Genomic DNA, 21,764 nt, shown 5'->3' with positions numbered 1-21,764 from the left:
AAGGTTTTAGGAAACAATACTATCGTTGTCCACAGGTAGAAATGAAAAATTGTGGATAATAAGAACGTTTGATCCCCTAGTGAATATATGATATATTTACCATCAACAGTAAAGAATGAGGTGATAGAGTGAATATGTATCCCTTTGAGAATCTGTCGGACAGCCTTTTAATTGAAACGTACCAACGCGCAATTAATTATCAACTATCTAGAGATTTCCTTTCATTAATTGAGGACGAATTAGCCCGTAGAGGATTACTCATGCCACTTACCATGCAGGCATAATAAGAATATACTGCCTAGGACTTAATGGCTCGTTCTGATTATCAGTAGTGATAGAATCACTATAAGGATGATCAAAGAAGCCGTTTCTACATACACCAATATGCAAGCATGCTGTAAACAGTAATAAACTAAAGAATATGATGACACTTAATCCAATTTTCGTATTGATTGTCATACCGATCACCTCATTATTATAAGGTGGTCATTTTTTTTGAAATTATTCACTTCTAATTATTTCTTCTTTTTTCAAGACCTTTCCTACTATTCACCTTTTACAAGGTTAGAGGCATCCACATTCATAATTTTTTTTCGACTAATTTTGCCGAGTTTCTACATATATATAAAAGAAGGACTAAATGGCTACTCGCAAAGGATTAAAGGATGCAACCATCAATTATTTATATTATAATTTAAAAAGCAATTATGAGTTTCTCTAGCCGATATAAGAGGAAGAGTTATTCTTCACGCTACATTCTGTTTTGATCCGTGGTCAAAACAGTTTTTTTCAAGTTAAGGAGCTCATTATTGAGACTGACTCACATGCGTGCACCGGCATATGAGTCAGCCTCATCATTTTAACTACTAAAAAGGGGGTAAACCTGTTGTCCATGCTTCATTTCATACCACTCGCGCCTTTTATTGTGGCAATCTTTATTCCAATTCTCTATAAAGCATTTCGTCACATCCACACTGGGTGGTTTGTATTACCATTACCAATACTATTATTTATCTATCTCATACAGTATCTCCCTTTTGGCGGAGAACCTTTAACACCAATCATGGAAACCATTGCTTGGGTTCCATCATTAGGCATTAATTTTACTGTATATCTTGATGGTCTTAGCCTTTTATTTGCTCTTCTAATTACAGGTATAGGAGCGTTAGTCGTTCTTTACTCGATCTATTACATTGCAAATAAGAGAGAAGAACCATTAAACAACTTTTATGTTTACTTACTCATGTTTATGGGTGCGATGCTCGGAGTTGTGTTATCCGATAACCTAATAGTTCTTTATGTTTTTTGGGAACTAACTAGTTTAGCTTCTGCACTTCTAATCGCTTATTGGTTCCACAAAGAAAAGTCTCGTTACGGTGCCCAAAAATCGATGCTTATAACGGTTTCTGGTGGATTTGCAATGCTTGCCGGATTTACGCTTCTTTATAATATGACTGGAACTTTTAGTGTAAGAGAGATCATTGCATCTGTAAGTGAGATCTCAACCGACATGCTTTTCATACCGGCAATGATTTTAATCTTGCTTGGTGCATTCACTAAATCAGCGCAATTCCCATTCCATATCTGGTTACCAGATGCAATGGAGGCACCTACTCCAGTTAGTGCATACCTCCACTCTGCAACAATGGTTAAAGCGGGGATTTATTTAGTGGCTAGATTTACTCCTGTCTTTGGAGGCCAAGCCGAATGGTTTTGGATTGTTACATCCTTCGGACTGCTTACACTATTATGGGGTTCCGTATCAGCTGTAAGGCAAAAAGACTTAAAGGGAATCTTAGCGTTTTCTACCGTCAGTCAGCTTGGTTTAATCATGAGCTTACTTGGTATCGGCTCTGCCGCATATCAGTACGAGGTTATTGGCGGAGAGTCGATTGCAACCGTTGCTATCTTAGCAGCAATGCTCCATCTCTTTAACCATGCGACATTCAAAGGAAGCTTATTCATGGTCGTTGGTATTATCGATCACGAGACGGGAACAAGAGATATACGTAAATTAGGCGGTCTCATGACAATTATGCCAATTACATTTACGATCTCATTAATTGGTGTAGCTTCCATGGCTGGTTTACCGCCATTTAACGGCTTCTTAAGTAAAGAAATGTTCTTTACTGGTATGCTAAGCGGTGCATCACTTGATGTATTTAATGTGCAAACATTAGGGTTTATTTTCCCAATCGTTGCGTGGGTAGCAAGTGTATTCACTTTTCTTTACTGTATGATTATGTTGTTTAAAACATTCACAGGAAAGCATCAGCCTGAGAAGCTCGAAAAAGAGGCTCATGAAGCGCCATTTGGTCTTCTTATCTCACCAATAATTTTAGCTTCTCTCGTTGTACTGTTTGGCTTATTCCCGAATCTACTTGCTTACACAATTGTGGATCCTGCCATGCAGGCCATCCTGCCGGGACTATTACAAGAAGGCGAACAGTTTTATGTAAATATTTATCACTGGCATGGATTTAATGCCGAATTGTTCATGACTATGGGAGTCGTGTTCTTTGGAGCTTTCTTATATGTAAACCTGAAGAAAGTTCAAGAGACAGCCTTTTATTTAGGCGAACGCGATCCATTAAACTGGTTTTATGATAATGGACTAGATGGGTTGATTACTGGATCGACTGCTGTGAATAACGTCCAAATGACAGGTAAACTTCGTGATTATTTCACGTTCATGTTTGCTTTCCTTATTTTAAGTGTTGGGTACATGCTTATTAGAACAGGTTCTTTTGCCTTCGATATTCAAAATGCAGCAATGATATCACCATATATTTATCTCGTTGTGGCAGCGATTATCATTTCTACAATAGCATTACCGTTTATGAACAATCGAATTACAGCTATCGTGCTTGTTGGTGTGGTCGGATTCTTAATCGCATTACTATTTGTTATCTTAAGAGCTCCTGACTTAGCATTAACACAGTTACTTGTTGAAACCGTGATGGTAGTTCTACTATTACTAGTGTTTTATCACCTACCCGAGCTCAAAAAAGAGAAGTTCACACCAGCTTTTAATGTCTCTAATGCTGTCATTTCGATTGGTGTAGGGCTTGTCGTAACTATCACTGGACTTGCTGTTCATGCCTTCAGCAATGAGAATCCTATGAGCCGCATTTCCGATTATTTTGTTGAGAATGCCTATGCACTTGCCGGTGGAAACAATATCGTAAACGTTATTTTAGTCGACTTCCGTGGGCTAGATACACTACTTGAAGTAGTTGTTTTAGGAATTGTTGCATTAGCAGTTGTAGTTCTCATTAAGTATAAGGCTAAGGAAGGTGAAGATGTATGAAGACAAGACCGTTACAATTCCAAGTAGTAACACGTGTTGTAGCATTCATTATTCTAGCCTTCTCTGTCTTCCTCTTCTTCGCAGGACATAATAATCCTGGTGGAGGTTTTATTGGTGGCTTAATGACTGCAGCTGCACTTGTGTTGCTATACCTTACATTCGATGTAAAAACTATTAAGAAGGTTATTCCCTTTGACTATGCCAAAATGATCGCAGCTGGTCTTACATTAGCGATTGTTACAGGAATGGGCGGCATGGTCTTAGGACAACCATTCTTAAGTCAATATGACCGTTATATAACATTCCCATTCTTTGGAGAATTTCACGCAACTACTGCTTTACCGTTTGATTTAGGTATTTATCTAGTTGTTGTTGGATTTACCCTCCTAGTCATACTAACGATTGCGGAGGATGGTAGCTGATGGAGATACTTATGATTATTACTGTTGGCGTCCTCGTCACAGTTGCAACCTATTTATTGTTATCTAAAAGCATGCTTAGAGTTATTATTGGTGTTATGATTTTGTCTCATGGGGCACACTTAATGCTACTCTCACTTGCAGGCTTAAAGGAAGGGTCGCCTCCACTATTAGGAGAAGAGGCTGCTTCATACGCTGATCCTCTTCCACAGGCATTAATTTTAACAGCCATTGTAATCGGCTTTGGTATTACTGCGTTTATGCTCGTTCTGGCCTATCGAACATATAAAGCGCATAAAACCGATAATCTGGATGAATTAAGGGGTACAAAAGATGACTAATTTAGTAATTCTACCAATACTCATACCACTACTAATTGGTGTTCTTTTAATCTTTTTTAAGAACCATAAAAGCATTCAGCGTGTAAGTAGTGTATTAGCCGTAACAGCGATGATCATAGCATCGGGTTACCTCTTATACATTGTTTACAACAACGGAATTCAAGTAATTGAGCTCGGAGCTTGGCCAGCTCCATTCGGTATCGTTCTCGTAGCGGATTTACTTGCTGCATCACTCGTCTTTTTAGCAAGTATTCTTGCTTTAGTTTGTTTATTTTTTGCATACCAAACTTTCTCTGCAGAGCGCGAAAGAAACTATTTTCACCCGTTTTTCCTATTTTTAATGCTTGGGGTTAACGGATCCTTTTTAACAGGTGACTTGTTCAACCTATTCGTTTTCTTCGAAGTGATGCTCATTTCGTCCTTTATCTTAATCTCTATGGGGGCGAAAAAATATCAGCTTCGCGAATCATTTAAATATGTGGTGATCAATACCGTATCCTCCATGTTCTTCATTATCGCTGTAGCTTATATTTATGGCGCGGTCGGAACACTTAACATGGCTGATATTGCATCACGTGTTGGTGAGCTTGAACAAGCGGGAGTGTTAACAGTTATTGGGGTTGTTTTCCTCTTTGTCTTTGGTACAAAGAGTGCGATCTTCCCTCTTTATTACTGGCTACCGCATTCTTACTTTGCTCCTCCAGCTGCCATCGCAGCTTTATTTGGAGGATTGTTAACAAAGGTTGGTGTGTACACGTTACTTCGCACATACACACTAATGTTTAATCAAGATACGGCTATTTTCCAAATTCTTTTGATCATCGGTGGACTCACGATGTTTATCGGAGTATTAGGTGCCGTATCACAGTTTGACTTTAAACGAATTTTAGCGGTCCATATCGTCAGTCAGGTTGGCTATATGATTATGGGTATTGGTATCTTCACACCACTCGCTATCGCCGGGGTTTTCTTCTTCCTCGTGCATAATATTGTTGTTAAATCTGCTTTATTCCTCTATGCAGGCATTGCAGAAAAAATAACCGGAACATCGCACTTGAAAGAGATGAGCGGTTTATTAAAAACACACCCTTATGTAGGTTGGCTTTTCTTCATTGCAGCGATCTCCTTAGCTGGCATCCCGCCTCTAAGTGGATTCTTCGGTAAGTTTGCTCTTATTGTGGCTGGTTTTGAAGCAGGACATTATTTTGTCATAGCTGTCAGTCTCATTACAGGTGTCTTAACTCTCTTCTCCATGATGAAGATCTTTATGACCTCTTTCTGGGGTGAAGTAAAGATACCGAATCCTAACTTTAAGGATGTAAAGGTAACAAAGCTCATTTTACCTACACTACCACTCATTTTCTTAACGATTGCTTTAGGGGTTGCAGCGGAACCCTTTATTCAATTCTCTCTCCTTATTGGAGAGCAATTAATGAATCCGTCTGAATATATCGATTCTGTGTTGAAGGAGTAGTTGCCATGGCTTTTCAAATTCTCTTGAATATTGCCTTAGCGCTCATTTGGATGATGCTTCGTGGTACGTATACGTTTCCAGATTTTGTAGTCGGTTATATAATCGGATTACTATTACTCATCGTACTGCGCCGCTTCCTAGAATTTGAGTTTTATTTTAAGCGCGTTGTTGCTATGGCAAAACTCATTTTATTATTCTTGTACAAACTAGTGCTATCTAATATTGATGTTATTAAAATTGTTTTAAGCCCAAAGATGGATATCGAACCAGGTATTATCGCCGTTCCCACTAAGCTCAAATCTGATTGGGAAGTGACACTACTTGCAAACTTGATATCTCTTACGCCAGGAACTCTGACAATGAACTTCTCAGAGGATGGACGAACGCTTTACATTCACTCTATCCATGTCCCTGACAAAGATGCTGCGATTAAAGAGATTCGTGATACTTTCGAAAAAGCTATTTTGGAGGTGACTAACTAATGCTTGATATTGTCATCGCCATTGTACTTGGGCTACTCTCCCTATCGATTCTTATCTGTACCGGTCGAGCATTAATTGGTCCTACGATGTCAGACCGAATCGTAGCATTGGATACGATAGGTATAAACTTGATTGGTTTCATTGCCATCCTCATGATTGTTCAAGAGACAGCCGCCTATTCTGATGTTGTTCTCTTAATTGCTATATTAGCTTTCATAGGGTCCGTAGCAATTGCGAAGTTTTTAGAAGGGGGTGTTGTCCTTGATCGAGGTGATAGTTAGTATCTTTCTGATTCTGGGTGCCTTTTTAAGCGTACTTGGATCTATTGGAATTATACGATTTCCTGATGTATATGGACGACTCCACGCAGCAACTAAAAGTGCAACCTTAGGCGTCATTTTTGTCGTTGCTGGCGTATTCCTTTACTTCTTAGTGGTAGAAGGTATTGTAGTTGGTAAGCTTCTTTTAACCATTCTCTTTGTCTTCTTAACAGCACCAGTTGCTGCATTTATGATCGGACGTTCGGCATATAACGTCGGAGTAAAAATGTGGGATCGTTCTAAGCAGGATGATCTTGCTCGAGATCTTGAAAAGATGAACAAGGAAAAACCGAAAAAAAGTGATTTTTAATGATTCAAGAACCGTCATGTATATGGCGGTTCTTTTTTTATTTTCTTTGCTAACTATAAATCCTCTCTCACATACTGTCCCCTTAAAAGTGATATACTTTTAAGCACTAAGATTAAACGTTTTGCTCGGTTACTTACTGATTTTTCTACATCGCTTATTAGAAGGAAGGTCTTCACATGAAAGTAATTTTAACTCACTCGAACGCTGACTTTGATGCACTCGCCTCCCTCATAGCAGCTTCTACTCTTCATCCTGATTATCAAATCGCTCTGCCAACTCGTCTAACATCTGAAGTCGCACACTTTCTAGAGATCTATAAAGACATGTTTACTTCTATTTCGACGAATGATCTGGTCCCTAACGATGTGTCTCATATTATTCTTGTAGATACTCATGAAATGCCTCATATTGAGCAGTACGATCATGCCTCCTTTATTATTTATGACCATCATGAGCCTTTCACTCATGATTTTGCTACATGCTACTGCGAACCAGTTGGAGCTACTACTACTCTTCTTGTCGAGAAGATAATTGAACAACATATAGAAATTAATCCTTTACTGGCAACTGTTTTTGCCCTTGGCATCTATTCAGATACAGACTCTTTTCGAATTACGTCGACAACAAGTCGAGATATGCGTATAGCAGCACATTTGCTCGAAAAAGGAGCTAACCTAGAAGTTGTGAGCCAGTTTAAAGAGGTAGCTCTTACCGAGGATCAGCAGGATCTTACGATGAAGATGATGGATAACGGCAATATTTACTCCATTAAAGGGATGGACGTGTTTATTAGTCAACATAATCAGTCTCACTATACTGGTCATCTAGCCCATATAACGAAGAAAATGCTTCAGTTAACCGGTGCAGACGCTTGTATCAATATCGTAACAATGGGTTCTAAAACGTTCGTTACATGTCGTTCTGTATCTGAGCTGATTGATTTTAGACCACTACTTACTCCTTTTAATGGAGGTGGACATGCGCAAGCTGCTGCTGCAACGTTAAAAAATGAGGATGCACAGAAGTTCTATTCTCACTTGATGCGAAATTTACAAGATACTATTGTAACTGGTTTACTAGCGAAAGATATTATGTCTTGTCCTGTTAACGTTGTTTCTCCCAAAGCATCTATTGAGACGGCTTCAAAAATGCTTCTCAGATACGGGCACTCTGGCTTCCCAGTAGTTGAAGAAGAGCGGGTTGTGGGCGTTATATCTAGACGAGATATTGATAAGGCCATCCACCATGACCTTGGCCATGCACCTGTCAAAGGATTTATGCAGCGAAGTCCTATTACAATAGATAAGATAAAAACATTGGCTGAAATAAAAGAGCTTATGATCACAAATCATATTGGAAGACTGCCTGTAATTGAGGACGAGAAATTAATTGGAATTATTTCGAGATCAGATGTGATCGCTGCGATGCACAAGCTCGAGCCCAAAAAATCATTGCAACCAAGCGTGATAAAAAGACAGGTAGCAAAAACGATGCAAAAAAAACTATCCCCTCTCTACTTCTCTATTTTACAATCGATTGGGCATGTAGCTGATACAAATAAAATTGATACCTTTTTAATTGGTGGCATTGTAAGAGATTTGTTTTTAGATGTTCAAAATGAAGATATTGATATCGTAGTAGAAGGCGACGGAATTGCTTTTGCGCATTCACTCAAAGAGACATATGGAGGGAGAGTAAGATTTCACGAGGCATTTAGAACTGCCACGTGGGAACATCCTGAAGGTGTAGCCATTGATATCACAAGCGCACGTGTGGAATACTACGATTTTCCAGCAGCACTTCCAAAGGTGACATTGTCCTCCTTAAGAGAGGATATGTACCGACGTGATTTCACGATAAACACCCTCGCAGTTTCCTTGAATAAAAATGTGTTTGGAGAATTAATTGATCATTTTCAAGGTCTCGCTGATATCCGCAAAAAAACGCTACGTGTTCTCTATAATCTAAGCTTTGTCGAAGATCCAACGCGATTACTTCGAGCAGCGAGATTCAGTGCTAGATTTTCGTTTACGCTCGATGCTCAGTCAGCCCAGCTTGCTCAAGAATCAAAAGAAATGCTTAAAGAGGTGTCTGGGGATCGCCTTCACGATGAGCTACTTAAATTAGTGTCAGAGCTTAATATAGTCAAATCTGCTGATTCATTAAAGTTTCTTCATATTGATCAAGAGCTAATAGGAAAGCTTCCTGATCAGTCTACCTTGAAGCAGAGAGAGCGTGCTTTTAGAAGGTATGTAAAGATATTATCGTTAGAAAATGAGCTTCTCGACTTTGGTAAAATTCTTTTACTTTGCTCTAATTCGAAGCTTGATCATCTTTTACGCTTTACGATGAAACGTACAGAGAAAAAACTTTTAACAAACGTTAAAGAGTGGATAGACTTTATGCAATCGAAGAGAGAGACGTTAGAGATTCATGAGAAAGGTCATAAAACGCAAGACCTTACTCTAATCCTTGCCTCTATTATGCTAAATCCTAATGGCTCAAAGCTCTCCTCTTATACCTATTTAAGAAAGCATACTATCACGTTTACAGGTGCTGATTTAATCGCAAAAGGGATGAATCCAGGTCCTTCATTTAAAGTAATATTGTCTTACTTAAAAGCATATGCTATCGACCATCCAACTTTATCTCGTGAAGAACTACTAGTGCGTGCAACTTCACCTGATTTAATTAAAAAAAACGAGCAGAAATAAAACATCTGCTCGTTTTACTCTAATATAAGTTGCACATCGTTAGCATGATAAATCTGCACTACAGACAAATCACTGTGCTTTCGTAAATCTACTACTTTTTGGTCAATTTTTACTAATGGGCTGTCGATATGATCGAGGTCAAATCGAATGACCGTCCCTGTTTTACCATTATTTAACAAGACTGAATTACCGCGATATCCGTTAAGAATATGATTGATAAACGGCAGGCTAATACTCGCTTGAAGCTTGCCATTGAATGTATCGTCTTTTAATATTTGCAGAGTATCAAAAGGACTAAACTTGCCCCTATACGCCCTATCAGAAGAGATGGCATCATACATATCTGCAATAGCAATAATTTGAGCAGAGAGCGGAATGTCGTCTCCAACAAGCTGATATGGGTATCCAGAGCCGTCTAATCGCTCATGATGATACAAGGTAGCGTCCATGTGCTCTTGTGTTACGCCATTCATCTTCTCTAAAATAGCTTTGCCATAAAGAGGATGCTTCTTAATCTCGGCAAATTCAGCGTCTGTTAGACCACTGTCCTTTGTAAGAATGGTACTATCGATATGTAGTTTACCAATATCATGCATCAGTCCACATTTAGCAAGCTCTAAAACCTCTTCGTCACTAACTTTTAAGATACGCCCTATAGTCGCAGCAAAGAGTCCAACATTTAAAGAATGCCGGTATGTGTATTCATCATGACCCCTAATATTATGTAGCTCTAAAAATAAATAGGGCTTTTCCAACACATTTTTGATGATTGGCATAAAAGGAATCATAAACTCACGAAGTGCAGGTGCTTCTCTATTAATTACAGCTTTAAACACGTTTTTTAGTTCAGAGATATTTGAATCATATTTTTTATAAAATGAATCATTCTCTTGATGATGATGCTTTCGTATACAAATATAGTCTATATAATGGTTCTTAAGTAGCTCTAAATGTTGACTTTGCAAGATTGTTCCTTTATTTAGCAAAAGCTGACCAGAAGCCGTAATAATATCCTCTTCAATTGTTAAACCTACTAGTTTATCATTCCATTCCTCTTTCCCTATCCTTATCATGTGCACTCCCCCGCTTCTACAAGAGGTTTATCTTGTATGACCTTTGATTACTAATATTATACATAAACTAGCAAAAAATATCTAATCGAAATGTAGTTTTTTGACGAAACCAATACTTTTTACTCACTACTTACATCATATATAACTACCTTTTGCATAATAACGAAAATATGTGGTAGATTTATAATGAGAAACATGGAGAGGATGAATAACATGAGTGTTCATATTGGAGCTAATCAAGGAGAAATTGCAGAAAGTATTCTTTTACCGGGGGATCCACTTCGTGCAAAGTATATCGCGGAAAACTTCCTAGAGGATGTCACGTGCTATAACGAAGTAAGAGGTATGCTAGGCTTTACAGGAACGTATAAAGGTAAGCGTGTTTCTGTTCAAGGAACGGGCATGGGTGTACCGTCCATTTCTATTTATGTGCATGAGTTAATTAATAGCTACGGTGTTAAAAACTTAATTCGTGTTGGTACATGTGGAGCGATTCAAGAGGACGTTAAAGTACGCGATGTCATTATCGCAATGAGTGCAACGTCTAACTCTGGCGTCAACAATCATTACTTTAAAGGAATTGACTTTGCCCCAACCGCAAATTTTGACTTACTTCGTCGAGCATACGAAGGCGCAGTTGCGCAAAATATGCAAGTAAATGTAGGTAGCGTATTTACAAGCGACGTCTTCTATAACGAAGACAAGGAGCTAATTCCAATGCTTGCTCGTCATCAAGTGTTAGCAGTGGAAATGGAAACTTCTGCACTGTACACAATTGCTGCTCGCTTTGGTGTGAATGCATTATCAATCCTTACTGTATCTGACCATATTTTAACAGGTGAAGAAACGTCTTCACAAGAGCGTCAGGAAACATTTGATGATATGGTTCATGTAGCACTTTCAGCTGCTATCTCAGAATAATTTAGATATTTAATCTTATTTAAAGGGGCGTGTATCTTCATTGATACACGCCCTCCTTTGTTTAATAAATTAATTCAATGAACCCTTCTCGTGACACTTTTCCAAAGTAATATGTCATATCAATGGTCTCAAGAGCTTCATGGATCGCATTTTTGTCGTATTTAACCCCAACAAGCTTCTCCTCCACAACGCTTATATCTCCCATACCAAAGAAGTCACCGAAAATCTTACATGCCTGAATCGTACCTTTCGATACATCAAGGCGCACGTCAATTGTTCCTGCTCCTTCAAAACGTTTTGATCGCTTTAGATCGAATTTAGGAGATTTGCCGTAGTTCCAGTCCCAGTTTTTATAACGCTCTTCTGCTAACGCATAGATTTCTTTCCACTGTTCCTTTGTAAAACGATACGTTTCGATATCCGTCTCCTTAAAGACGTATGCAAGAATGATTTTTTTCAGCTCATCCACTGTTATAGCCTTTTGAGTAAATTCATTAATATTAGCAACTCGAGCTCGTACAGATTTTATTCCTTTTGAGCGGATTTTTTCTTCATTTACATTAAGAGAGTCTACGATGTTCTCCATCTCAACATCAACAAGAAGTGTACCATGACTAAACATACGACCTTTTGTTGTATACTGCGCGTTACCTGAGATTTTTCTTTCTCCTACCTGAATGTCATTACGGCCACTTAGCTCCGCTTCTACACCTAGCTGACGCAATGCCTCAATCACTGGCTCCGTAAACTTGGCATAGTTTGAAAAGCTATCACCATCATCTTTAGTTAGAAAACTAAAGTTTAAGTTGCCTAAATCCTGATAAACAGCTCCCCCACCGGATAATCTTCTTACTACGTAAATATCATTTTCATCTACGAATTTTTTATTGATTTCTTCGTGTGTATTCTGATTTTTTCCGATAATAATACATGGCTCATTTGTGTAAAAAAGCAGATATGTCTCATCTACTGGCAAGTTTTTAAGTGCGTATTCTTCAAGAGCTAAGTTAATTTGTGGATCTGTCACATTCTCATTATCAATATAAATCATGTATATACCTCCTAAATAATCATCTCTAGTCAGTTTATCACAGATTAATTTAACTCCGCATGCATAATAAGGGGACTTCCGCTAAAAATAGGCTTAACCTAACTAGAATGGAGTATTGCAGATGAAGAGGTGGTTTAAAAATACTGATGATAAGAACCAGTCAACCGACACCCGCAAAAAACCAGCTCCAGAGCCGGTTAATGCAGATATGGACCGGAATAGACGCTATATAAAAGAGGAGCTGCATTATTCCGAGGACTTACATGAACGCACGCTATCCTTTGCAAACAAACAGGCCGGGGTCTATTTTTTTATCGATTCCGTAACTGATTCCGATAAGTTGTCAAACACACTACGTAGCATTTACAATCGTCCGTTGAAGAACCCTGATGAAGTCATGTCCTCGATTAACTCTATTCAAGTAGTCGATCTGTCACAGGCGGTTGCCCGTCTTATTCAAGGCGAAACGATTCTTTTCTTTCATGACCACCCAGTATGTTTTAGTATCAATACTCGCTTAGCAATTCAACGGGATGTCAGTCAACCAGAATCCGAACAAATTGTCCGTGGAGCGCATAACGGATTTGTAGAGAATATTGCAACAAACGTGTATCAGGTTCGACATCTAATCCAACAACCTTCACTAACAGTTCGTTATGAATATTTAGGAAAGGATAAACATACAAAAGTTGCTATCGTCTATGTAGATGGACTTTGTGACATGCATATCTTAGAGGAAACAAGAAATAGACTACGAAATATAGACACCGCTCGCTTAATTAGCTCTGCAGTCGTAGAAGAACACCTAGAGGACCATCCCTATTCTCCACTTCCACAGTATATGAGCACCGAAAGACCTGATAGATGCGCTCTTAACCTGCTACAAGGTAAAATCGTTCTTTTTATTGAAGGAGAAGCCATTGCTTTAGTATTGCCTGTTACGTTTTTTTCTTTTTATCAGTCGAACGATGATTATAATAGTCGCTGGTACGCGGGCACTTTTTTTAGACTGTTACGCTTATTTAGCTTCATCACTGCCGTTACCTTACCTGGGATTTATATTGCGATCATTAGCTTTCACTATGAGATCATTCCGTATGGGATGACCTTTGTATTTAAAGATGCCGTCGAGATGATTCCTTATCCACCTCTAATTGAAGCCTTTTTTATGGAGCTCACACTCGAGCTTATTCGTGAGGCTGGGGTTAGACTACCAAGTCCTATTGGTCAAACGATCGGGATAGTTGGTGGTTTAGTCATAGGTGATGCCGTTGTTAACGCAGGCTTTGTATCAAGCGTGATGATTATTGTGGTTGCACTCACAGCAATTTCTTCTTTTGTCGTACCGGCAAATGAAATGAATATGTCGATTCGTTTACTTCGCTTCCCCGTCATGATCATGGCATCGTTAGCTGGTTTTGTCGGTATTGTCTTTTGCCTCACACTTTACTTAATTCACCTGTGTAAATTAACTAGCCTCGGTAAGCCTTACTTTTATCCATTTGCGCCATTCGACCCTAAAGGAATTTGGAACGAAATTCTTCGATTACCGCATGTTAAACCTAGTCAGGGATCAAAACTATCTTAGGAGGATAAAGCATGTCTATTTCCCAAAATCACTTTATCTCTCCAAACCAGCTGCTCTTTTTCATCATCCAAACACAAATAGGCATTGCTATTTTGCAATTACCTATTGACATGTTTAAAATTGTAAAATGGGAGGGCTGGATAGCGGTAATTATTTCTGGATTTTGCCTGCAGCTATTGGCCCTATCTTACCTCTTCATCGTCTCCAGGTGGCCTCAGCCTTCTTTTTTTACATTAACGAAGAAAGGTCTTGGCAACATAATAGGCAATATTGTAAATTTTCTTTACTTTGTCTACTTCATTATTGTCGGCACACATATATTAACACTCTATTATGAAACGATTAGCGTGTGGTTATTCCCAGAAACACCCAAATTATTCATCCTTCTTCTAATTGTAATTGCAGCAGTTTATTTAGTTCAAGAGGACCTTCAATTAATTGCACGATTTTATGGAATCGTCTCTATTCTCCTTATCCTTATCATTGTCGTGCAGTTAACCTCCTATTCGGCTGCACAACCCCTTAATTTATTACCTCTTGGTCTAAATTCGCCTTTAGACTATATAAAAGCGTCTACGCTATCTATACAGTCGATGCTTGGGTTTGAGATCGTCTTATTCCTCTATCCGTATTTAAAAGGAGAGTACAAGAAAATAAAATTAATGACCGTTTTCGCCATTGGTATAACGACAACCATTTATGTATTTACCATTATCTCCTCCTATTTATTTTTCAGTCCGGATGAAATTTTATTGATTCCTCACCCTGTACTATATATGTTAAAAGCTTTTACGTCGTCCTTTGTCGATCGTCTAGATCTTCTCTTTATTTCTGTGTGGATCGTATCGGTATCCACCTCATTTATGACCTACTTATTTTTAGCCTCTTTATATGTTAAAAACACTTTACCTATTAAACGGAGAAAACCAGCCGTACCTTTTGTCGCGCTTATTATGCTAATTGTTGCGATGCAATACGAATCAAATCTAGAGATTGAGGCCTTTGGCGACTTCATGCATATGATCAGTCCAATATTCTTTTTGCTACTGCCGCTTATCTTAGGAATAGCCGTGTTTATTCGTGCACCTAAAAAGGAGGCGATGTCATGAGAGTCATCCTATTTATTCTATGTATTTTGCTTTGTACATCTTGTTGGGATGCCAGACAGCTACGGGACATCACTGTAGTGAAAGCATCTGCCATAGATGTAAGTGAGGAGGGTCATATTATATTATCCGTAGCTTCCTTAGTAGCAGCCAGTGACCAACGCTCAGCAGCTATTCAAATCGAGTCTGCAATCGATCATTCTGAGAGAGGAGCACGACTTGAGTTAGAATCTAGATATTCAGAGTCCATTGACTTCTCTAAATTACGTACGCTTTTTGTCAGTAATAAGGTGGCTGAGAACGATATTTATCCTTATCTAGATGCCTATTATAGATCCCCACGTGGAGCCCTCGCATCAAAACTTGTTATTGTAGATGGATTAGCTAGTCAAATTATTAATATTCAACCAACTGACAGACCCCACACTAGTGAATTAGTAGCGGATATGGTCCACGCAGGGGAGCAGCAAACGTTAATCCCTATAACGAATATTCAGTTAGTCTGTCCCTTCTTTTTTGATGACGGCTCGGACGCTCTCATTCCCGTAGTAAAATTAGAAAATGGGAAGCCAGTATTGAACGCTGTCGCAATTTTTAACAACAAACAAATGAGCGGTACACTTAATTTGAGGGAATCGAAGCTTATTCTACTAATGAAAGGCGCTAAACAGAGTAGAGCGCTTTTAGTTAATCAAGTAAATGATTCAAATGAAGGTGAAAATATTGAGAATTTCATTTCCTATAAGGTTGAAAAAGCGAAGAGCTCATTAAAAGTAGATGTTGATCCATCAGCCGATAAGGTGACTGCTCGTGTAAACACGAAGTTAGAGATCAATGTATTAGAGTTTCCTCATGATAAATTAACCGAGCCAGGTGTCATCAAAGATTTGGAAGAATTACTTACTCAACAGCTAACAGACGAAGCCTTAGAGGTATTCAAAAAACTCCAAGAAGCAAACTGCGATGCTCTTGGAGTCGGTAAACGCGTCTTCGCTTTTCATCCATCTTATTATGAGCAAAAGAGCTGGAAGGAGCGTTACCCATCAATCACAATAGAACCATCTATTCAAGTAGAAATAGTGCGTCACGGAGTTTTAGATTAAGATGATGGCTTCTCCCTCGCTTGCTCCTCTCGGTAAAATTCTTGATAGAGCTTTAAAAGAGCTCTTTTCTCAATTCGCGAAACGTAGCTACGAGAGATTTGCAAATTTTTAGCGATCTCTCTTTGCGTTTCTTCTTCTACATCATAAATACCATACCTCTTTGAGATGACTAGCTTTTCTCTCTCATCGAGCACGTGCATATAACGAAACATTTGCTGTTTATCTAATTTCGCCTGCATCTCTTCTGCAATATCTCGCTCCTGCTCTTGTAAAATATCGAGTAATGATATTTCATTTCCTTCTTTATCTTGACCAATCGGATCATATAAGGAGACATCTTTACGTGATTTCTTTTTAGCACGAAGGTGCATAAGGATCTCGTTCTCAATACATCTAGCTGCATACGTTGCAAGCTTCGTGCCCTTTCCTTCGGAATAAGATTCTACCGCTTTGATGAGTCCTATCGTCCCTATGGAAATAAGATCTTCCACTTCTTCTTTTGTATTGTCGAATCTCTTCACAATATGAGCAACGAGTCGAAGGTTGTGTTCAATCAATTTATTTCGCGCGTCTGCATCTCCTTGTGCCATAGCTTTTAAATACATCGTTTCATCTTCTTGGCGGAGCGGCTTAGGGAACGCATTATTTTTTACGTATGAAACAAAAACAACCATTTCTTTAAATGCTTGAATTGCTGCAAGGATCGATGACATATTATCCCTCCTCTCTGTCACTATATGAGAGTAGCGAATGAATATTGTCTGTCCTGTCAGAACTTAATTCGTGATGTCTAAATCCTTCTTATGCTATAATGACCACGTATTTCAAAATAAGAAGGAGTGGTTTGATGGATTTTGTAACATTAAATAATGGTTTGAAAATGCCGCAGCTAGGCTATGGCGTTTGGCAAGTACCAGATGAAGACGCAGCAGAAGCGGTAAAGAACGCCCTTGAAGTCGGTTATCGCTCCATCGACACAGCCATGATTTATCAGAACGAAAAAGGTGTAGGCCAAGCCATTAAAGAAAGCGAGGTACCACGCGAAGAATTATTTATTACAACTAAAGTGTGGAATTCCGATCAAGGCTTTGATAACACGCTAAAAGCGTTTGACGCAAGTTTAGAGAGGCTTGGTTTAGATTATGTAGACCTATACTTAATTCACTGGCCAACTCCTGAATTTGATGAATATGTCGACACGTACAAAGCATTAGAAAAGCTTTACCACGATGGAAAAGTAAAAGCGATCGGCGTATGTAATTTCGATATTGACCATTTACAGCGTTTGCTTGATAAATGCGACGTTGTACCGGTACTTAACCAGGTAGAGTGTCATCCGTTCCTCGCACAAGATGAGCTTAAAACATTCTGCCACGAAAATAACATTTTCGTTGAAGCATGGAGTCCATTAATGCAAGGTGGAGAGGTTCTTAATCACCCTATCGTTCACGGAATTGCAGAGTCGCATAATAAAACAGGTGCACAAGTTATTTTACGCTGGCATCTGCAAAATAACTCCATTGTCATTCCTAAGTCCGTAACGCCATCGCGTATACAGGAAAACTTCGACGTATTTGATTTCGAGCTTACTGACGACGAAATGGAACTAATTCACAATTTAGATCGCGGTATCCGTAAAGGACCAAAACCAAGTGAAATGAATAAGAGATAATAAAAAAAGTGTGCCACTCGGCACACTTTTTCTTTAATCTAATTTACTCGTTATCTTCCACTTACCCTACAGCTAATTCCTTTGCTGCTTGTCTTAAGCCTTCATACTTTAACGCTTCCTCTTCAAAAACGTCTTGCTCTAAAAGAACAGTTTGCTCTTTATCGTCAAAATCAATATCTACGACAGCGGCAAACTCATACGTCGCATTTCCTCTAAGTTTAATAAAATACTGGCCATGGCTATCCTGTGTGACCAGTGTTTGAACCATTCCACCAGGGTTTAAAACGGTAATTGGTTTATCAAAAGAAACCATCTCAAGTAAACAAGCTACCAGACTGGAGGCAGACATAGCGGTACCACAAGCATTCGTTAGTCCAACGCCTCGTTCAAACGTACGCACGTAGACCATTTGATCCGCTACTTGCTTCATGAAGCTAACATTGGTTCCATTAGGTAGCAATGTCTTAAGCTCATTCGCTTTCTCACCAATTTGCTTCGCTACGTCGTCACGCACTTCTGGGACGACCGTAACTAAATGCGGGTTCGGAACGCTTAATGCAGTAAAGGTTAACGACTCGTCTAGCTCTGACAAAACTTCTTCTACTACTGTGTTTTTCTCTACAAGCAGTGGAAGTGTTGAAGGCGTTAATGACACTGGCTCGATCGCCACTTCAAATGTTTCGACATCATCGAAAAGGTTATCTACTTGAGCTACCGGTAAATCGGCTTTCATAGTCTCAATAACAAGCTCCTTCGAATCAAGACGCTCAATAACATATCTTGCTACGCAACGAAGACCGTTCCCGCACATTTCTGCTTCAGAACCATCGCTGTTTAACATACGCATTTTAGCATCTGCGTGCTCACTTTTTTGCACAAACAAAATCCCGTCCGACCCGACTATTCTTTTTCGATCGGAAAGCTGAACAGCGATCTCTACTCGCTGCGCTTCTGTTAACGTAATATCTTCAAATAGTTCATCAATGATAATAAAGTCATTGTCTGACCCATGACACTTTAATAGTGGTAGTTGCACAATGTAAACCCCTTTCTTATTTGCCTACTCGCCAAGCTTCGTCTGATAGTTGCAACAGCTCGGTATCAGAAAGTTTAAAGCTCATCGCACCAACATTTTCTTTCGCATGCTTTACTTTTGATGCCCCTGGAATCACAAATACAGTCTCTCCGTGATAATGAATCATCCAATTTAAAGCAACCTGACTGATCGTAACATTATATTTTGAAGCGAGATCCCGCATCAATTCAATTAATGACCTTGTTTTTTCTAATTGCTTGCCTTTGTATTTACCCATGTATTTCCTTGGTCCAGAAAGCGATTTAAATAGCTCTTGATCATCATGATATTTACCTGTAAGTAGGCCTTGCTCTAGTGGTGAATAGGCTATGATGGATATTCCAAGCTCTTTTGCCGCGTCTAGTACGCCGTTTTTTTCGATAGAACGATCAAGCAGGCTGTATTTCACCTGATTAGAGACTAGTGGAATGCCGTATGATTCAAGCACAGCATGAGCCTCTCGCATCGCTTTTGCAGAAAAATTACTTACACCAACTGACTGAATTAGACCCTTATCAATTAAAGACGCCATCTCTTCCATTTGTCTTTGCACAGAGGAAAGCGAAAATGGCTGATGTACCTGATAAAGACTAATAGGACGCTGATTTAATGCATCCATTCTTGCATGAATGGTTTGCGTAATAGACTCAGCCTTACGCATCAATGGCCACCATTTAGTCGCAATTAGCGCATCTTCAAACGGTACGTCGAGTTTGTCGAGCGTAGATGCGAGCGTGCGCTCAGACTCTCCTTTTCCGTAGATTTCAGCAGTATCAAACCAGTTAATACCTCCATCTAAAGAGGTCTGAATGATCGCTTTCATGTCTTCATCTTCAAGTGTACTCCAATACTTTCCAATCGGATTATTCCCTTTACTAAACTGCCAGCAGCCAAGGCCTAATGGGCTTAGCTTTATGTCTGATTTCCCCAACGGGCGTAATTGCGTCATTCGAGCCCCTCCTCTTTATCAAGTCACCTTCTATTCTATCAGAAAAGATGTAGAAGAGAAAAAAGGAAGCGAGCATAGGGTTCTTACCTAAGCTTGTTTTACTTTTTCGCATAGTTTATTAAGAGTACGCTTGAAGGGAGGAATGGATAAGATGAGCCAAGATTGGAATAAGCCTTTACCAAATGATACCTCGAAGGTCTGGACGATCAATAGTAAGAAGGAATCCCCGCCTAAAGAGAAAAAGATCCTGGAGGAGAAAAAAGAGATTCCTCTAAAGTATGTACTTAAAAACTATTTGTAGGGAAATCATCATACAAAAAAAGTGGGTATCCTAAAAGGATAAACCCACTTTATTTTTAGCAGCAACCATCGCTACCAGAATTCATTATTAGACCGCCACCGTCTTCCGTATCTTTAAAGTCAAGCGACATACCATCTGTTTGACCGTATACGAGCTTGTCAAAGGCTACAGATATACCGTTAACTTCTTCAACAATATCATCTTCTGCCGGCGCATCCAGCGCCAGTCCTAACTGAGGACCTCCTCAGCCAACACCACTTGCAAAAATCTTAATATTCGTCGTACCATGCTCCTGCATGAGTGCTTCGATATACGTTTTTGCTTCGTTTGTAATTTTCATACTTTCACCTCAATGATGTAATGTATTTACTCCTTTATCTTACCAACGATTATCGAATTTCTCAACGTTACTGCTCGGTAAGTCCCTCACTAAAGACGGTGGCATTATGACGTATCATGTCAAGGTACGTCTCGGCTCCAGATCCCTCTAAGCCTACTGCATCGGTATACACTTCTCCAGCAATAGGTACATTTGTGTTAGACGAAATCGTCTCCATGAAGCGCTGATCTACCGTTGTTTCGACAAAGACGGCAGGAATCTCTCGCTCGTTTATCACATCGATCACACGATTAATTTGTCCAGTAGTGCCCTCCTCAGACGAGTTAAGCTCCCAAATGCCATCCGTTTCAAAACCAAAGTCCTCTCCAAAATACTTAAATGCATTCTCACTTACAACAATTAAACGCTTCTCTTCCTCAATACCTTCAAAGCTCTCTTCCATCTCTAGGATGAGTTCATCAATTTGCTCTTGATAATTAGCTGCGTTTGCCTCAAAGTCTTCTGCGTGCTCCGGATATCGCTCAGATAAATCGGCTACAATATTTGTTAAGTAATAGCTCACATTTTTAGGTGATAGCCATGCATGAGGATCTGGCGCTCCCTCACCCTCAATTGGAATCTCCGTCACGCCCTCAGATAATTCTACAATATCTGTCTCAGACGCATTATCGACAACGCGATTTAACCACTCTTCAAGCCCTAAACCATTCGTATAAAATACCTCCGAGTCACTTACGTTACGGAAGTCACTTGGCACCGGCTCGTATTCGTGAGGTTCCTCTCCAATTGGCACGAGGTAGTCAACTGTCCCATGCTCCCCCAAAACCTGCTCAACAAAATCTCCAATAACAGAAAAGCTAGTTGTGACATAAATACCTTCACGTTCATTTGATGCGTCCTCATTGCTACAAGCTGAGATAAATAACGCTGACCCTGCTAAAAATAATGCTGTACGTTTCATAATTTCCTCCTCATAATAGGCGTGTAATGAATCTATATGCGCAATCATTTAAAATGTGCACACAACTAAGTTTGTTTGAATCAACAAAAAAAGTTTCCCTAAGGCAACTTTTCTTTATGTTTAGGATTATAGCGCCCTTTTTCTTATTTGTAAAGCGAGATAGTCATAGTCGTAACAAGGGTTACTATGACTTCGTTTACATTATAGGCATAGTAAGGTACACTACTATTATTTAGATAGTCGAAATATTCTTA

22 protein-coding genes are annotated in these 21,764 nt (G+C 39.3%); 15 read left to right on the top strand and 7 right to left on the bottom strand.

Annotation, left to right across the window (positions count from 1 at the left end):
- Positions 1 to 134: 134 nt before the first annotated feature.
- On the top strand, positions 135 to 284 hold the full coding sequence (gene sda, locus FLK61_RS07505; protein WP_176011171.1) for a sporulation histidine kinase inhibitor Sda: 150 nt from the start codon (positions 135 to 137) through the stop codon (positions 282 to 284).
- On the opposite strand, the gene FLK61_RS07500 is transcribed toward sda, so the two are convergent.
- Complete coding sequence (locus FLK61_RS07500; RefSeq protein WP_176008862.1) at positions 268 to 459, bottom strand: hypothetical protein; 192 nt, start codon at positions 457 to 459, stop codon at positions 268 to 270. The two genes, sda and FLK61_RS07500, sit on opposite strands and share 17 nt — an antisense overlap.
- A gap of 427 nt (positions 460 to 886) precedes the next feature.
- Here FLK61_RS07500 and FLK61_RS07495 point away from each other — a divergent pair, with 427 nt between their 5' ends.
- From FLK61_RS07495 to FLK61_RS07460, 8 genes are all read left to right on the top strand, one after another.
- A complete protein-coding gene (locus tag FLK61_RS07495; protein WP_176008861.1) occupies positions 887 to 3,310 on the top strand; it encodes a Na+/H+ antiporter subunit A in 2,424 nt (807 codons plus the stop codon).
- Positions 3,307 to 3,732: a Na(+)/H(+) antiporter subunit B gene (locus FLK61_RS07490; RefSeq protein WP_176008860.1), complete on the top strand. Its 426-nt coding sequence runs from the start codon at positions 3,307 to 3,309 to the stop codon at positions 3,730 to 3,732. The genes FLK61_RS07495 and FLK61_RS07490 overlap by 4 nt, the downstream gene beginning before the upstream one ends.
- Positions 3,732 to 4,070 carry a Na(+)/H(+) antiporter subunit C gene (locus FLK61_RS07485; protein ID WP_176008859.1) on the top strand — a complete coding sequence of 113 codons (339 nt, stop codon included), beginning with the start codon at positions 3,732 to 3,734 and terminating at the stop codon, positions 4,068 to 4,070. The genes FLK61_RS07490 and FLK61_RS07485 overlap by 1 nt, the downstream gene beginning before the upstream one ends.
- Positions 4,063 to 5,544 (top strand): Na+/H+ antiporter subunit D, encoded by a 1,482-nt coding sequence (locus FLK61_RS07480; protein WP_176008858.1) that lies wholly within the window; start codon positions 4,063 to 4,065, stop codon positions 5,542 to 5,544. The genes FLK61_RS07485 and FLK61_RS07480 overlap by 8 nt, the downstream gene beginning before the upstream one ends.
- Positions 5,545 to 5,549: 5 nt before the next feature.
- Complete coding sequence (locus FLK61_RS07475; protein ID WP_176008857.1) at positions 5,550 to 6,026, top strand: Na+/H+ antiporter subunit E; 477 nt, start codon at positions 5,550 to 5,552, stop codon at positions 6,024 to 6,026.
- Complete coding sequence (locus FLK61_RS07470; RefSeq protein WP_176008856.1) at positions 6,026 to 6,307, top strand: Na(+)/H(+) antiporter subunit F1; 282 nt, start codon at positions 6,026 to 6,028, stop codon at positions 6,305 to 6,307. The genes FLK61_RS07475 and FLK61_RS07470 overlap by 1 nt, the downstream gene beginning before the upstream one ends.
- Positions 6,282 to 6,656 (top strand): monovalent cation/H(+) antiporter subunit G, encoded by a 375-nt coding sequence (gene mnhG, locus FLK61_RS07465; RefSeq protein ID WP_176008855.1) that lies wholly within the window; start codon positions 6,282 to 6,284, stop codon positions 6,654 to 6,656. Before FLK61_RS07470 ends, mnhG begins: the two co-directional genes overlap by 26 nt.
- A gap of 176 nt (positions 6,657 to 6,832) precedes the next feature.
- Complete coding sequence (locus FLK61_RS07460) at positions 6,833 to 9,370, top strand: CBS domain-containing protein (protein WP_176008854.1); 2,538 nt, start codon at positions 6,833 to 6,835, stop codon at positions 9,368 to 9,370.
- A 14-nt stretch (positions 9,371 to 9,384) separates the two neighbouring features.
- On the opposite strand, the gene FLK61_RS07455 is transcribed toward FLK61_RS07460, so the two are convergent.
- Positions 9,385 to 10,443 carry an HD-GYP domain-containing protein gene (locus FLK61_RS07455; protein WP_176008853.1) on the bottom strand — a complete coding sequence of 353 codons (1,059 nt, stop codon included), beginning with the start codon at positions 10,441 to 10,443 and terminating at the stop codon, positions 9,385 to 9,387.
- Positions 10,444 to 10,656: 213 nt separating this feature from the next.
- Here FLK61_RS07455 and deoD point away from each other — a divergent pair, with 213 nt between their 5' ends.
- On the top strand, positions 10,657 to 11,364 hold the full coding sequence (gene deoD, locus FLK61_RS07450) for a purine-nucleoside phosphorylase (RefSeq protein ID WP_176008852.1): 708 nt from the start codon (positions 10,657 to 10,659) through the stop codon (positions 11,362 to 11,364).
- A 61-nt stretch (positions 11,365 to 11,425) separates the two neighbouring features.
- Here the strand turns inward: deoD and lplA are convergent, their stop codons facing one another.
- Complete coding sequence (gene lplA / locus FLK61_RS07445) at positions 11,426 to 12,415, bottom strand: lipoate--protein ligase (protein ID WP_176008851.1); 990 nt, start codon at positions 12,413 to 12,415, stop codon at positions 11,426 to 11,428.
- 121 nt (positions 12,416 to 12,536) lie between these two features.
- On the opposite strand from lplA, the gene FLK61_RS07440 reads away from it, so the two are divergent.
- Genes FLK61_RS07440 through FLK61_RS07430 form a run of 3 tightly spaced genes read left to right on the top strand, consistent with a single transcriptional unit; the run spans position 12,537 to position 16,212 of the window.
- The gene (locus tag FLK61_RS07440) at positions 12,537 to 14,003 is read left to right on the top strand and encodes a spore germination protein (RefSeq protein WP_176008850.1); all 1,467 of its coding nucleotides are present in this window, start codon (positions 12,537 to 12,539) and stop codon (positions 14,001 to 14,003) included.
- An 11-nt stretch (positions 14,004 to 14,014) separates the two neighbouring features.
- Complete coding sequence (locus FLK61_RS07435) at positions 14,015 to 15,112, top strand: GerAB/ArcD/ProY family transporter (RefSeq protein WP_176008849.1); 1,098 nt, start codon at positions 14,015 to 14,017, stop codon at positions 15,110 to 15,112.
- Positions 15,109 to 16,212: a Ger(x)C family spore germination protein gene (locus FLK61_RS07430; protein WP_176008848.1), complete on the top strand. Its 1,104-nt coding sequence runs from the start codon at positions 15,109 to 15,111 to the stop codon at positions 16,210 to 16,212. The genes FLK61_RS07435 and FLK61_RS07430 overlap by 4 nt, the downstream gene beginning before the upstream one ends.
- On the opposite strand, the gene sigK is transcribed toward FLK61_RS07430, so the two are convergent.
- Positions 16,209 to 16,925 (bottom strand): RNA polymerase sporulation sigma factor SigK, encoded by a 717-nt coding sequence (gene sigK, locus FLK61_RS07425; RefSeq protein ID WP_176008847.1) that lies wholly within the window; start codon positions 16,923 to 16,925, stop codon positions 16,209 to 16,211. The two genes, FLK61_RS07430 and sigK, sit on opposite strands and share 4 nt — an antisense overlap.
- 134 nt (positions 16,926 to 17,059) lie before the next feature.
- On the opposite strand from sigK, the gene FLK61_RS07420 reads away from it, so the two are divergent.
- Positions 17,060 to 17,884: an aldo/keto reductase gene (locus FLK61_RS07420; RefSeq protein WP_176008846.1), complete on the top strand. Its 825-nt coding sequence runs from the start codon at positions 17,060 to 17,062 to the stop codon at positions 17,882 to 17,884.
- 61 nt (positions 17,885 to 17,945) lie between these two features.
- Here FLK61_RS07420 and dapF read toward each other — a convergent pair whose 3' ends face one another.
- Together dapF and FLK61_RS07410 are read right to left on the bottom strand one after the other, a co-directional pair.
- A complete protein-coding gene (gene dapF, locus FLK61_RS07415; protein ID WP_176008845.1) occupies positions 17,946 to 18,920 on the bottom strand; it encodes a diaminopimelate epimerase in 975 nt (324 codons plus the stop codon).
- Between the two features lie 16 nt (positions 18,921 to 18,936).
- Positions 18,937 to 19,908 (bottom strand): aldo/keto reductase, encoded by a 972-nt coding sequence (locus FLK61_RS07410; protein WP_176008844.1) that lies wholly within the window; start codon positions 19,906 to 19,908, stop codon positions 18,937 to 18,939.
- 151 nt (positions 19,909 to 20,059) lie between these two features.
- On the opposite strand from FLK61_RS07410, the gene FLK61_RS07405 reads away from it, so the two are divergent.
- Entirely contained in the window at positions 20,060 to 20,209 is a 150-nt protein-coding gene (locus FLK61_RS07405) for a hypothetical protein (RefSeq protein WP_176008843.1), read from the top strand.
- Positions 20,210 to 20,616: 407 nt separating this feature from the next.
- Here the strand turns inward: FLK61_RS07405 and FLK61_RS07400 are convergent, their stop codons facing one another.
- Positions 20,617 to 21,510 (bottom strand): metal ABC transporter solute-binding protein, Zn/Mn family, encoded by an 894-nt coding sequence (locus FLK61_RS07400; RefSeq protein WP_176008842.1) that lies wholly within the window; start codon positions 21,508 to 21,510, stop codon positions 20,617 to 20,619.
- Positions 21,511 to 21,764: the final 254 nt, after the last annotated feature.

The organism is Paenalkalicoccus suaedae (genome assembly GCF_006965545.2).
GTDB lineage: Bacteria > Bacillota > Bacilli > Bacillales > Salisediminibacteriaceae > Paenalkalicoccus > Paenalkalicoccus suaedae.
Note: the sequence above shows the minus strand (reverse complement) of the source record. Positions and strands in the feature narration are given on the sequence as shown.

Bases quoted from the DNA above. Each gene is read 5' to 3' on its own strand.
- FLK61_RS07480 (WP_176008858.1), top strand. From the start codon at position 4,063: ATGACTAATTTAGTAATTCTACCAATACTCATACCACTACTAATTGGT.
- FLK61_RS07485 (WP_176008859.1), top strand. From the start codon at position 3,732: ATGGAGATACTTATGATTATTACTGTTGGCGTCCTCGTCACAGTTGCA.
- FLK61_RS07475 (WP_176008857.1), top strand. From the start codon at position 5,550: ATGGCTTTTCAAATTCTCTTGAATATTGCCTTAGCGCTCATTTGGATG.
- deoD (WP_176008852.1), top strand. From the start codon at position 10,657: ATGAGTGTTCATATTGGAGCTAATCAAGGAGAAATTGCAGAAAGTATT.
- lplA (WP_176008851.1), bottom strand. From the start codon at position 12,415: ATGATTTATATTGATAATGAGAATGTGACAGATCCACAAATTAACTTA.
- FLK61_RS07410 (WP_176008844.1), bottom strand. From the start codon at position 19,908: ATGACGCAATTACGCCCGTTGGGGAAATCAGACATAAAGCTAAGCCCA.
- FLK61_RS07460 (WP_176008854.1), top strand. From the start codon at position 6,833: ATGAAAGTAATTTTAACTCACTCGAACGCTGACTTTGATGCACTCGCC.
- FLK61_RS07490 (WP_176008860.1), top strand. From the start codon at position 3,307: ATGAAGACAAGACCGTTACAATTCCAAGTAGTAACACGTGTTGTAGCA.
- FLK61_RS07405 (WP_176008843.1), top strand. From the start codon at position 20,060: ATGAGCCAAGATTGGAATAAGCCTTTACCAAATGATACCTCGAAGGTC.
- sigK (WP_176008847.1), bottom strand. From the start codon at position 16,925: ATGTCATCGATCCTTGCAGCAATTCAAGCATTTAAAGAAATGGTTGTT.
- FLK61_RS07455 (WP_176008853.1), bottom strand. From the start codon at position 10,443: ATGATAAGGATAGGGAAAGAGGAATGGAATGATAAACTAGTAGGTTTA.
- FLK61_RS07420 (WP_176008846.1), top strand. From the start codon at position 17,060: ATGGATTTTGTAACATTAAATAATGGTTTGAAAATGCCGCAGCTAGGC.
- FLK61_RS07435 (WP_176008849.1), top strand. From the start codon at position 14,015: ATGTCTATTTCCCAAAATCACTTTATCTCTCCAAACCAGCTGCTCTTT.
- FLK61_RS07470 (WP_176008856.1), top strand. From the start codon at position 6,026: ATGCTTGATATTGTCATCGCCATTGTACTTGGGCTACTCTCCCTATCG.
- FLK61_RS07400 (WP_176008842.1), bottom strand. From the start codon at position 21,510: ATGAAACGTACAGCATTATTTTTAGCAGGGTCAGCGTTATTTATCTCA.
- sda (WP_176011171.1), top strand. From the start codon at position 135: ATGTATCCCTTTGAGAATCTGTCGGACAGCCTTTTAATTGAAACGTAC.
- FLK61_RS07500 (WP_176008862.1), bottom strand. From the start codon at position 459: ATGACAATCAATACGAAAATTGGATTAAGTGTCATCATATTCTTTAGT.
- FLK61_RS07430 (WP_176008848.1), top strand. From the start codon at position 15,109: ATGAGAGTCATCCTATTTATTCTATGTATTTTGCTTTGTACATCTTGT.
- FLK61_RS07440 (WP_176008850.1), top strand. From the start codon at position 12,537: ATGAAGAGGTGGTTTAAAAATACTGATGATAAGAACCAGTCAACCGAC.